Here is a 12,621-nt window from a genome sequence, read left to right as displayed (position 1 = left end):
GACAAGCGGTCGGGATTAGCTATAATGCGCAACAATTTTCTTTTTGGTGATAAGTACGATATGAACTCTCTGTTTGCCAGCACGGCGCGTGGTCTGGAAGAACTCTTAAAAAGCGAACTGGAAGCGCTGGGCGCCCATGACTGTAAAGTGGTACAGGGTGGGGTACATTTTCAGGGTGACGATCGTCTTCTGTACCAAAGCTTGCTGTGGAGCCGTTTGGCCTCACGCATCCTACTACCTCTAAATGAATTTCGCGTACACAGCGATCTGGATCTGTACCTTGGCGTGCAGGCAATTGATTGGACAAGTATTTTTAGCGTCGATAAAACTTTCGCTGTGCATTTCAGCGGTGTTAACGAAGAGATTCGTAATAGCCAATACGGTGCGTTAAAAGTTAAAGACGCTATCGTCGACAGCTTCACCCGCAAAATCGATCAGCGCCCAACGGTCGCGAAACAACAACCCGATATTCGTGTCAACGTATTCCTGCAACGGGATATGGCGAGTGTCGCGCTTGATTTGAGTGGCGAAGGTCTACATCAGCGTGGTTACCGCGATCTTACCGGACAAGCTCCGTTGAAAGAAAATTTAGCGGCTGCGATTGTACAACGTTCTGGCTGGCAGCCGGGTGCGCCAATGCTCGATCCGATGTGTGGCTCAGGGACGTTGTTGATTGAAGCGGCGATGATTGCCTCTGATCGTGCACCGGGTCTGCATCGTCAGCACTGGGGTTTTAGTGCTTGGAATAGTCATAACGCCGAGCTGTGGCGTGAAGTGATTACTGAAGCTCAGGTACGGGCGCGTCGTGGTCTGCAAGAAACAACCTCTCGTTTCTTCGGTTCTGATATCGATCGTCGAGTGATCGAAATGGCTCGCGGTAACGCTCGTCGTGCTGGTGTGGCAGAACTGATTACCTTCAATGTTAACGACGTGAGCAAACTGACCAATCCGCTGCCGGAAGGCCCGATAGGTACCGTAATCAGCAACCCGCCATACGGTGAGCGACTGGAAAGCGAACCGGCATTGATCGCTTTACACAATATGCTGGGGCGCATCATGAAAAGTGCTTTCGGTGGTTGGCAACTTTCGCTGTTCAGCGCTTCGCCAGAATTGCTGAGTTGTTTGCAATTACGTGCCGAACGTCAATTTAAGGCCAAAAATGGACCGTTGGATTGCGTGCAAAAGAACTACCAATTGGCGGAGAATACGCAAGGGAGTTCTGGTGTTCAGGTGGCAGAGGACTTCGCTAACCGTCTGCGTAAGAATCTAAAAAAATTAGATAAATGGGCTAAACAGCAAGGGATCGAATGTTATCGTCTGTATGATGCCGACCTGCCTGAATATAACGTGGCAGTGGATCGCTACGGCAGCAAAGTGGTGGTGCAAGAGTATGCGCCGCCGAAAACGGTTGATGCGCAAAAAGCCCGTCAACGTTTGTTTGACGTGATTAACGCCACGTTGGCGGTATTGGAACTGCCATCGAACCAGTTGATCCTGAAAACACGCGAACGGCAGAAAGGGAAAAACCAATACGAAAAATTGGCACAGAAAGGTGAATTCCTGCTGGTGGAAGAATTTAACGCCAAACTGTGGGTCAACCTGACCGATTATCTCGATACCGGTTTGTTCCTCGATCACCGCATCGCTCGCCGTATGCTGGGCGAAATGAGCCAAGGTAAAGACTTCCTGAACCTGTTTGCTTATACCGGCACCGCGAGTGTACATGCTGGGTTAGGTGGCGCACGTAGTACGACCACGGTCGATATGTCGCGCACTTATTTGGAGTGGGCTGAAAAGAACCTGCGTGTTAATGGCTTAACCGGTAAACAGCATCGATTGATCCAAGCAGATTGTCTGTCTTGGCTGCATAATGCCGACGAACAATTTGATGTGATCTTTATTGATCCGCCAACGTTCTCTAACTCTAAGCGAATGGAGAACAGTTTTGATGTTCAGCGCGATCATTTGGCGTTGATGAAAGATTTAAAACGGTTACTGCGTCGTAACGGAACCATCATGTTCTCGAACAACAAACGCGGTTTCCAGATGGATATGGCTGGCCTCGAGGCTTTGGGTCTGGTGGCGAAAGAAATCACTGCCCAGACTTTGTCGCAAGATTTTGCCCGTAACCGTCAAATCCACAATTGCTGGCTGGTTACCCATGCTGGCGAAGGAAAATAATTACTATGTCGTTAATTAGCATGTCCGGCGCTTGGCTGTCTTTCAGCGATGCGCCACTTTTAGACAATACCGAAATTCACATTGAAGACAACGAGCGCGTTTGTCTGGTGGGGCGTAATGGCGCGGGTAAATCCACGCTGCTGAAGATCTTGGGTAAAGAAATCCCGCTGGACGACGGTCGAGTGATCTTCGAGCAAGATCTGATTGTTGCCCGTCTACAACAAGATCCACCGCGTAATATTGGCGGTACGGTGTTTGATTTCGTCGCTGAAGGCGTAGCAGAGCAGGCCGAACATCTGAAGGCCTATCACGCTATTTCACATTTGGTGGAATCCGATCCGAGTGAAAAGAATCTGGCGCGTATGGCACAGATTATGGAAATCCTCGATCACCAAGGATTGTGGCAGCTCGATAGCCGCATTAGCGAAGTGTTGTTGCAACTGGGTTTGAACGGTGATGCTGAACTGTCCTCGCTGTCTGGTGGTTGGCTGCGTAAAGCGGCGTTAGGCCGTGCGCTGGTCAGTTCTCCGCGCGTGCTGTTGCTCGACGAACCGACCAACCACTTGGATATCGAAACTATCGATTGGCTGGAAGGTTTTCTGAAAGAGTTTCAGGGCAGCATCATCTTTATTTCCCACGACCGTTCGTTTATCCGCAACATGGCAACGCGCATTGTCGATCTCGATCGCGGCAAGTTGGTGTCATGGCCGGGTAATTACGATCTGTACCTGCTGAGTAAAGAAGAAGCACTGCGCGTGGAAGAGCTGCAAAACGCCGAGTTCGATCGCAAATTAGCGCAAGAAGAAGTGTGGATCCGCCAAGGGATCAAAGCGCGTCGCACACGTAACGAAGGCCGTGTGCGGGCGTTGAAGGCGCTGCGTATGGAGCGCTCTGAACGTCGCGAAGTGATGGGCACCGCCAAGATGCAAGTGGAAGAATCCGTGCGCTCTGGCAAGATCGTGTTTGAGATGAAAAACGTCAACTACCAAATCGGTGACAAAGTGCTGGTGCGTAACTTCTCGGCACAGGTTCAACGTGGCGACAAAATCGCATTGGTTGGGCCAAACGGCTGCGGTAAAACCACGTTGCTGAAACTGATGCTCGGTCAACTCAAAGCAGACAGCGGCCGCGTGCACTGTGGTACCAAACTGGAAGTGGCTTATTTCGACCAGCACCGTGCGGAGTTGGACCCTGAGCGCACCGTGATGGATAACCTGGCTGAAGGTAAGCAGGAAGTGATGGTCAATGGCCGTTCGCGTCATGTGCTTGGTTATCTGCAAGACTTCTTGTTCCATCCGAAGCGAGCGATGACGCCGGTGAAAGCGTTGTCCGGTGGTGAGCGTAACCGTCTGCTATTGGCAAAATTATTCCTAAAACCCAGTAATTTACTGATTCTCGATGAACCAACCAACGATCTGGACGTCGAAACGCTGGAATTATTGGAAGAGCTGATCGACAGTTATCAAGGTACCGTGCTGTTGGTGAGCCACGATCGTCAATTCGTTGATAACTCAGTAACTGAATGTTGGATCTTTGAAGGCAACGGGGTGATCAACGCCTTCGTTGGCGGCTATTACGATGCGCATCAACAACGCGCAACGGCAAAACCGATCCGCGAGTCTGCTCTTGCGAACCAAAACAAACCGGCAGCAGAGAAAAAAACTGAGCAAGTAAAGAAACCTGCCGCCAAATTGAGCTATAACCTGTTACGTGAGCTGGAACAATTACCACAGCGTCTGGAACAGTTAGAAGCCGAAATTGAAGCGTTACAGGTACAAATGAGCGATGCGGATTTCTTCACTCGTCCACACAGCGAAACCCAGCAAGTGCTGACCGCCTTGGCCACCGCCGAGCAGGCACTGGAAGAGGCATTCGCCCGTTGGGAAGAACTGGAAGCGATGAAAAACGGTTAATCGGTAAATACCGTCCGCACGCTGCGGCGGGCGGTATTGCAGTACCGGCATGAGGAGGAAAATGGTGTGTTCCCAGGTAGATCACAAGCAGCATAGCCATTCACAAGATGGTGAACCGCATCAGGAAGACATGATGCTATGCCCACAATGCGACATGCTGGTGGCATTACCGCCATTGGTACATGGGCAAAAAGCGACGTGCCCACGTTGCCATACCACGCTTAGCTCCCACTGGGCTGAGCCACGCAAACAACCGATCGGTTTCGCCCTTAGCGCGCTGTTTATGCTATTGCTGGCTAACCTTTTCCCCTTCGTTAATATGCGCGTTGCTGGTATAGGTAACGAAATCAAACTGATCCAAATTCCACAGGTGATGGTGGCGGAAAACTACGCCAGCATGGCCACGTTGTTCATGGTGTTTGTGCAGTTGATCCCAACGTTTTGTATGTTGGCGATTATTTTGCTGTGTGCCAAAGTTCGATTGCCGCGCGAGCTGAAAGTGTGGATAGCTAAGATATTGTTCCAGCTTAAAACCTGGTGCATGGTCGAAATCTTCCTCGCTGGCGTGTTGGTCAGTTTCGTCAAACTGATGGCCTATGGTGATATCGGTATTGGCACCAGTTTTATTCCTTACTGTTTATTTTGTTTGTTACAGGTACGCGCTTTCCAATGTGTGGATCGCCGTTGGTTATGGAACGACATTGAGCCAGCTCCGCGTTTGGTGCAATCGATGAGTGTAGGGCGCACGGGGTTACGCCAAGGATTGCGCTCTTGTTCCTGCTGCACCGCCATTTTACCTGCCGATCAGAGTACCTGTCCGCGTTGTCATACCACAGGCTATGTACGTCGTCGCCATAGTTTGCAATGGACACTCGCGCTGCTGATGACTTCTCTACTTCTGTATATCCCGTCAATGCTGATGCCGATTATGATCACCGAGGCTCTGGGCAACAAGATGCCATCGACCGTCATGGCCGGGGTGATCCTGTTATGGGGCGAAGGATCTTACCCGGTGGCGATGGTGATCTTTATCGCCAGTATTATGGTGCCGACATTGAAAATGATAGCGATCGGTTGGCTCTGTTGGGATGCCCAAGGCAAAGGTAAAGCTGATAGCGAACGGATGCATTTGATTTATGAAATGGTGGAGTTTGTTGGGCGTTGGTCAATGATTGATGTGTTTGTTATCGCCGTATTGTCGGCATTAGTGCGTATGGGACAATTGATGAGTATTTATCCAGATATTGGCGCACTGCTGTTCGCCATGGTGGTGATCCTCACTATGTTTGCTGCCATGACGTTTGATCCCCGGCTGACCTGGGATCGCGTAAATGAAACAATAAAGAAGGAGCCGCAAGGTGACTGAAAATAATCATAGCGTTGCGAAGGTCGAAAAGATCAAACGCTGGTCGCCGGTGTGGATTATTCCCATCGTCACTGCGTTGATCGGTGCCTGGATACTGTTTTATCACTTTAGTCATCAGGGACCGGAAGTGACATTGATAACCACTAGCGCAGAAGGTTTGGAGGCGGGGAAAACCACCATCAAAAGTCGTAGCGTGAATGTGGGTATCGTTGAAAGCGTGACGCTAAGTGACGACTTGAGTAAGGTGCTGATTAAAGCGCGATTGAATTCGGGCATGGATAAGCTGTTACGCCAAGACTCGGCTTTTTGGGTGGTGAAACCACAGATTGGTCGCGAAGGAGTGACGGGCCTCAGCACGTTGCTTTCTGGCGCCTATATCGAGTTGCAACCGGGCAAAAAAGGGAAAGAGAAGAGCCTGTTCCAGTTACTGGATGCGCCACCGTTGGCCTCTGCTGATGCCAAAGGGCTACGTATTCTACTGGATAGTACCAAATCTGGGCAATTGAATGCGGGCGACCCGGTACTGTTCCGTGGTTTCCGTGTCGGTACGGTGGAAACCAGCTACTTCGACCCTAAAGAACGTGAGATGCGTTATCAGCTCTTTATTTCCGCTCCGTATGATCAACTGGTCACCACTAACGTTCGCTTCTGGAAGGACAGCGGCGTAGCGTTTGATATGTCGGCACAGGGAATGAGAGTTGAAATGGGCTCGCTGGCAACATTGTTTAGCGGCGGCGTTAGCTTCGATGTACCGGAAGGTTGGGATCGTGGTGATGTAGTTAAAGAGAAGACGGAATATCAGCTATTTGATAATCAGCGCAGTATTCAAGACTCTTTCTATACCGTGCATAACGATTACCTGTTGTTCTTCTCTGATTCGGTTCGTGGTCTACAGCCGGGAGCCCCGGTTGAGTTCCGTGGCATCCGTATGGGTACCGTTGCACAGGTGCCGTTCTACAAAGAAGGTTTGAATCAACGTCTAGACAGTGATTATCGTATTCCAGTGTTGATACGTATTGAACCTGATCGCTTTAACAAAGAGTTGGGTAAAAACTTTAATTATCAGCAACATCTGAAAGATGCCGAATCGCGTGGCCTGCGTGCGGCCTTGAAGTCTGGCAACTTGCTGACTGGCTCGCTGTATGTCGATCTGGACTTCTATCCGCAAGCGAAACCGTGGAAAGGTCCGCGTGAGTTGTTCGGTTATCCGTTGATGCCAACCACCAGTGGTGGACTGGCGCAGATCCAGCAGAAACTGATGCAAACGCTGGATAAGATCAACGCGATGCCGTTGAATCCGATGATCAATGAAGCGACTAAGACGCTGGCAGAAAGCCAGAAAACTATGCAAGCCACACAAAAAACGATGCAATCGCTGAACGACATTATCGCCAGCAAAGAGATGCAAGAGCTGCCGAAGGATATGCAGAAAACGTTGCTTGAGCTTAACCGCAGTATGAAAGGCTTCCAGCCTGGCTCGCCGGCCTACAACAAGATGGTCGGTGATATGCAACGTTTGGATCAGGTATTGCGCGAGCTGCAACCAGTGTTGCGTACTCTGAATGAAAAGAGTAATGCGCTGGTATTTGAAGCGGCAACTGGTAATGACCCTCAGCCGAAGAAGGCCAAATAAATGATGAAATGGATCCCGGTAACTTTGGCGCTGTTGCTCAGTGCCTGTAGCAGTACGCCGCAAAAGACCTACTATCAGCTGCCGGCATTGAATACGCCGTCACAGGTCAGTAGCAGCACGGCAACGCGCCAGCTATGGTTGGAGCACGTTGGCGTGGCAGATTATTTGGCGCAGAACGGCGTGGTGTATCAAAGCAACGATGTGCAATATGTGATCGCACAAAACAATCTGTGGGCCAGCCCGTTGGATCAGCAATTGCAGCAGTCATTGGTCACTAACCTAAGCAATGCATTACCGGGCTGGGTGGTATCGGCACAACCGCTGGGTAACGATCAGGATGTACTCAATGTCACCATCACCGGTTTCCACGGTCGCTATGATGGCAAGGTGGTAGTTCGCGGTGAATGGGTACTCAATCATCAAGGTACCTTGATCAAGCGACCATTTAATCTGGAACTGAAGCAAGATGCAGATGGCTATGATTCTTTGGTACGGACATTAGCGGTAGGTTGGCAGGCGCAGGCGCAGGTAATTGCGGCACAGGCGGCTCGTCTTTAGTCATAATTTGTACTAAAAAAATCTAACCCCTGTTGATGTGGAATATGATTATTTCTCAGCAATAGGGGTTTTCTTTATATATCAACATGATAAATCTATTTTGTTTTATCAGCCACTTAGCAAAATCTTCGTGTATAGCTCACAAATATGACATTGGCGTGAATTTTGCGCATTGATCTTCCCGTCATTTAGCGCTATTCATTAAATGTGGCTGCAAAAAAGCGGCCGTTGTTTTCTTTCCACCAGACTAGTAATGAAATGAGGGAAACGAGGCATGAAGAGACAGAAACGTGATCGTCTGGAAAGGGCGCATGCGAAGGGTTATCAAGCAGGTATTTTAGGACGGTCTAAAGAACTTTGTCCTTACCAATCCACTTTAGATGCTCGGTCGCATTGGCTGGGAGGTTGGCGAGAAGCCATGGAAAATAGGGCTGTGACCGCTTAAGCGGCTCCCTATCATGAAGAAGGAATGACCTCCGCCAAACGCGGAGGTTTTCGTTTTAGCGTCTTAGAAAGCTTCTGTATCTTTGAACAGACCCACTTTCAGATCGGTAGCGGTGTAGATCACCTTACCATCGACCAGCACTTCACCGTCAGCCATGCCCATGATCAGCTTGCGCATAATCACGCGCTTAAAGTTGATGCGATAGGTGACTTTTTTCGCTGTTGGCAATACTTGACCGGTGAATTTCACTTCACCCACGCCCAGTGCCCGGCCTTTACCTTCACCGCCTAACCAGCCGAGGTAGAAGCCAACCAGTTGCCACATTGCGTCCAAACCTAAACAGCCAGGCATGACGGGATCGCCGATAAAGTGGCAGCCGAAGAACCACAGATCGGGATTGATATCCAGTTCAGCTTCTACGTAACCTTTGCCATGAGTGCCACCGTCTTCGGTCATCTTGACCACGCGGTCCATCATCAACATGTTACCTGATGGCAATGGTGGTCCACCCGCGCCAAACAGCTCACTACGTCCGGATGCTTCGAGATCTTCTTTCGTATAGGATTCGCGTTTATCTACCATGTTCTCAATAGCCTTATTTTAATGAAGGACGCAGTTTAGTTTACACGTGTACGCTGAACAAGTCCGATCAGCCGTGATTGCACTAGTTGAGCCACCGCAGTGGCCACGACCAACGCGGACGTTCTGGTGAATTCACTTGTGCAATCCGCTCTTGAATGACAGCCAGCAAATTCGGCTGTTGTTCATCGGAGTAGAGGCAACCGGTTAATAATGGCAAAGCTTCAGCAACGCTGTCCACCGCCCACAGATGGAACTGACCTTCACGCACGGCATCAACGACGTCTTGACGCAAGCACAGATGGCGCAGGTTGGTAGCAGGCAGGATCACGCCTTGTTTGCCGGTTAAACCGCGGCGTTGACAGACCTCAAAGAAACCTTCGATCTTTTCGTTAACGCCACCGATAGGCTGGACATTACCAAACTGGTCGACTGAACCGGTTACAGCAAGCTGTTGGGTGATCGGTTGCAGGGAAAGGGCACTGATCAACGCACAGAGTTCAGCGAGAGAAGCACTGTCGCCATCGACTTCGCCATAGGACTGTTCAAACACAATCGAGGCAGAGAAGGGCAGTTGTTGATCTAATTCCAACTCGGAAATCAGGAATGCCTGCATGATCATCATGCCTTTGGCGTGCAGATTACCGCCCAGCTCGGCTTTACGCTCGACGTCGGTAAACTCACCGTCACCGAGGTGTACAACACAGCTTATGCGGGAGGGTTCACCGAAACTGCGAGGATGACCGGGATAGTCCAGCACTGAAAGGCCGTTGATCTGGCCGATAACTTCACCTTCGGTTTCGATCAGGATCTGACCTAACTCGATTTCATCTTGCATACGTTCGGCAAGATAGCTTTCACGCCATTCACGAACATTGAGCGCTGCCTCTAGTGCTTTGGCTGTGATCTGTCCTTCTCCTGCGTATAACGCCGCTTCAGAAAGTTGTTGGCCAATCCATAATGGAGATAGAGGTAAGTTGCCCTGATCGCCGCTGTAACGCACGGCTTGTACCAACAACGGCTGCCAAGCATCTGCGGCCAGTGGTGGTAGTTGGTGCTCGGTTAAGACGCTATTGACGTAGCCGCACCACTGCACCATATCTTCTGGTTCAGTCAGTTGCAGATCGTCTTCATATTCACCGTAAACAGCCTGCTCGCACAGTTCTGGTTCCATATCGTGGAAATCGGCCAGACCATGACGATCGCCAACGACAATCAGGCGTAGCTCCAACGGCATTGGCGGGATAGTGACAGGCAGTGGGCGAGTTTCATCCGGCGAAGTCCAGTGGAACTGGCGCTGGGTGATCATCTGTTTCAGGCGTAACCACAGTAATGGCTGCGCTAGCAGGGAACGTGCCGACAGAATTAGCACACCACCATTGGCCTGATGAATCAGACCCGGTTGTAGGTTAATTTCACCTTGATGAATTCTAACGCAGCCAAAGAGCTGTTCTGGTTCGATCCATTCTTGATAGACGCAGGCACCGCCAGCAGCAAAAGGTTCATCGCCGCGGTTCGCGGGTTCAATCTGAACCTGATTCCCCTGAATTTTGTACTGGCTGCCGACAATAGGACTCTGCGGTTGCAATGGTTTGACCGCGTTGGCGATCAGTGCCAGATACTCACGGGTTTCCTGCGCTTTCAATAGCATGAAGCGCGGTTGCGATAGTGGATGACAAAACAGCGTCAGTGCGTTTTCCAACCGTGGTTGGATCGCGGCAAAGGTCACAGGTGCCAACTGAGCAGCGGTATCGAATATCGCCTGATAAGGCGTTACGGCAGGCAACAAAGATTGCCATTCAAGTCGGTTATTGGTCAAAGTGTTAGGTGCAATCGTCAAAAAGTGAAAGGGCGATTATACAAGAATAACGCCAGCTTGATACATGAGAGTCGATGTTGGTGTCAGGGAGTTTGACATTGCGCTACGACTGTGCAAAAAACAATCTAAAAGGAGTTCTAATTGCCGGGGAAATTTGGCACAAAGCTGTTATGCTTAATAAAGTTACGCGGTCACTGAAGAGTTCATGATGAAATATCAGCAACTGGAAAATCTGGAGAGCGGCTGGAAATGGAAGTACCTGGTGAAAAAACACCGGGAAGGCGAAGCCATCACCTGTCATCTTGAAAGCAGCGCTGCTCAGGAGGCGGTTGATGAACTGTTGAAACTGGAAAATGAACCAGTAAAAGTGCTGGTGTGGATTAATGTCCACATGAATCCAGAACTTGATAATCGGATGAAGCAAACCATTCGTGCACGACGTAAACGCCACTTTAATGCGGAGCACCAGCATACTCGCAAGAAATCTATCGATTTGGAGTTCTTGGTGTGGCAGCGCTTAGCCGCCTTGGCACATCGCCGTAATGCCACGCTATCAGAAACCGTGGTGCAGTTGATCGAAGATGCAGAGCGGAAAGAGAAATACGCCAATCAGATGTCGTCACTCAAACAGGATTTGCAGGCGATTTTGGGGAAAGATGAAGAATAAATAGAGTAGGAGCTTGCGCACAAGATAACAAGAGGCAGGCTCTGCTTATTTTAATCAGTTATTAGAATCAATAAAAAACCCCGCAAATGCGGGGTTTTTTAAAGAGAGTGGTAACTTAAGCCTGAGGCTGAGTTACAACGTCTTTGATACCTTTAACTTCGATCTCTACGCGACGATCTGGTGCCAGGCATTCGATCTGAGTCTTGGTAGCACGGCCAGATTTGTAGCCACAGGTGTTGCCAGTGGTGGAATCAGCTTCGCCCATACCACGAGCAGAGATCTTGTCTGCTGGGATACCTTTAGAAACCAGGTAGTCAACAACGCTTTGAGCGCGTTTCTCAGACAGTGCTTGGTTGTACTTGTCAGAACCAACGGCGTCGGTGTAACCAAGAACAACTACAGAACCATCTTTAGGATCCATTGAGCTCAACTGAGTATACAGTTGATCCAGAGCCTGTTGGCCTTCTGCTTTCAGAGTAGACTTGTTGAAGTTGAACAGAACGTCAGACTTCAGAGTGAAACGCTTGGTTTCAACAACTGGAGCTGGAGCTGGTGCAGCTACTGGAGCTACAACATCGTCCTGACCAAAGCGGTAAGAAACACCCAGGCTCAACATGCCGTTGTCTGGACGAGTACCAACGGTACCAGCGTCACCGATGTTGTTAACCCACTGATAGTCCAGGCGAGTAGCCCAGTTTTTGGTCAGTGCGTATTCAACACCAACAGCAGCCAGCGGAGAAACGCCAGTGTCGTGGTCGCTCAGGCGTTGGCCGGTAGCACCGTACTGAGCTGTAGAGTCTGCACGCCAAACCATACCACCCAGACGGGTGTAGATGTCCAGATCGTCCATAATTGGGTAGCTCAGTTTAGCTGCCAATTGAACGCCTTGAGCCTTGAAAGCACCGTTGTTTACGCTGCCTTTGTATGGCATACGACCTAACCAGTCGTAACCCATTTCAAAGCCTAGGTATTGGTTTGCTTGATAACCAACGAATGCACCAGCACCCAGTTGGCTTTCATGAGTAGGGCCGTTACCGATGCTGCTGTCATAGCCGTTACCATAGAAACCAGTGTCATGGTACTGGGACCAGCCCAGTTTAGCACCAGTGTACCAGGTGTTATCTTTTGGGGCAGCTTGCGCTACTGTTGCGAAACCTGCCAGTGCCACTGCTAATGCGATAGCTGTCTTTTTCATTTTGCGCCTCGTTATCATCCAAATAGGCAATGAGCTTTAAAGCTGATTTTTAAGCCCTTGGTTAAATTCCTTCGCCAAGGTTTATGCCCTCATTTGTTACTCTGCCAGTTTTTCTGGCGTTATAGAGCAACCTTGGCGATGTAAAGTCTACAACGTGGCGCGAAAGTTACAAGTGTGATGTGATAAAGCTCTAAAAAAAAACGGAGAATTTTACAAAACCCATCCTATTTTCCGTCTAAAAAATAAGCTAAATGAAGCGCGATTT

Annotated in this window: 10 protein-coding genes; 7 read left to right on the top strand and 3 right to left on the bottom strand. The window is 49.8% G+C overall.

Going from position 1 to position 12,621, the window contains the following annotated elements:
* The first annotated feature begins 60 nt into the window (after positions 1 to 60).
* From rlmKL to rmf, 6 genes are all read left to right on the top strand, one after another.
* A complete protein-coding gene (rlmKL, locus tag AC3ISQ_RS13530) occupies positions 61 to 2,181 on the top strand; it encodes a bifunctional 23S rRNA (guanine(2069)-N(7))-methyltransferase RlmK/23S rRNA (guanine(2445)-N(2))-methyltransferase RlmL (protein ID WP_489353283.1) in 2,121 nt (706 codons plus the stop codon).
* A 5-nt stretch (positions 2,182 to 2,186) separates the two neighbouring features.
* On the top strand, positions 2,187 to 4,094 hold the full coding sequence (locus AC3ISQ_RS13525) for an ABC transporter ATP-binding protein (RefSeq protein ID WP_489347250.1): 1,908 nt from the start codon (positions 2,187 to 2,189) through the stop codon (positions 4,092 to 4,094).
* 61 nt (positions 4,095 to 4,155) lie between these two features.
* The gene (gene pqiA / locus AC3ISQ_RS13520) at positions 4,156 to 5,460 is read left to right on the top strand and encodes a membrane integrity-associated transporter subunit PqiA (protein WP_489347248.1); all 1,305 of its coding nucleotides are present in this window, start codon (positions 4,156 to 4,158) and stop codon (positions 5,458 to 5,460) included.
* Entirely contained in the window at positions 5,453 to 7,093 is a 1,641-nt protein-coding gene (gene pqiB / locus AC3ISQ_RS13515; protein ID WP_489347246.1) for an intermembrane transport protein PqiB, read from the top strand. The genes pqiA and pqiB overlap by 8 nt, the downstream gene beginning before the upstream one ends.
* Entirely contained in the window at positions 7,094 to 7,651 is a 558-nt protein-coding gene (pqiC, locus tag AC3ISQ_RS13510) for a membrane integrity-associated transporter subunit PqiC (RefSeq protein WP_489347244.1), read from the top strand.
* Between the two features lie 274 nt (positions 7,652 to 7,925).
* Positions 7,926 to 8,096 (top strand): ribosome modulation factor, encoded by a 171-nt coding sequence (gene rmf / locus AC3ISQ_RS13505; RefSeq protein ID WP_489347242.1) that lies wholly within the window; start codon positions 7,926 to 7,928, stop codon positions 8,094 to 8,096.
* Between the two features lie 63 nt (positions 8,097 to 8,159).
* Here the strand turns inward: rmf and fabA are convergent, their stop codons facing one another.
* Entirely contained in the window at positions 8,160 to 8,678 is a 519-nt protein-coding gene (gene fabA / locus AC3ISQ_RS13500) for a bifunctional 3-hydroxydecanoyl-ACP dehydratase/trans-2-decenoyl-ACP isomerase (RefSeq protein WP_489347240.1), read from the bottom strand.
* A gap of 82 nt (positions 8,679 to 8,760) precedes the next feature.
* On the bottom strand, positions 8,761 to 10,494 hold the full coding sequence (locus tag AC3ISQ_RS13495; protein WP_489347238.1) for an AAA family ATPase: 1,734 nt from the start codon (positions 10,492 to 10,494) through the stop codon (positions 8,761 to 8,763).
* A gap of 208 nt (positions 10,495 to 10,702) precedes the next feature.
* Here AC3ISQ_RS13495 and matP point away from each other — a divergent pair, with 208 nt between their 5' ends.
* On the top strand, positions 10,703 to 11,161 hold the full coding sequence (gene matP, locus AC3ISQ_RS13490; RefSeq protein ID WP_489353281.1) for a macrodomain Ter protein MatP: 459 nt from the start codon (positions 10,703 to 10,705) through the stop codon (positions 11,159 to 11,161).
* Between the two features lie 115 nt (positions 11,162 to 11,276).
* Here matP and ompA read toward each other — a convergent pair whose 3' ends face one another.
* The gene (gene ompA / locus AC3ISQ_RS13485; RefSeq protein WP_489347236.1) at positions 11,277 to 12,356 is read right to left on the bottom strand and encodes a porin OmpA; all 1,080 of its coding nucleotides are present in this window, start codon (positions 12,354 to 12,356) and stop codon (positions 11,277 to 11,279) included.
* Positions 12,357 to 12,621: the final 265 nt, after the last annotated feature.

The organism is Serratia sp. KH_031 (genome assembly GCF_057839655.1).
This window is presented reverse-complemented; position numbering and strand designations above follow the sequence as displayed.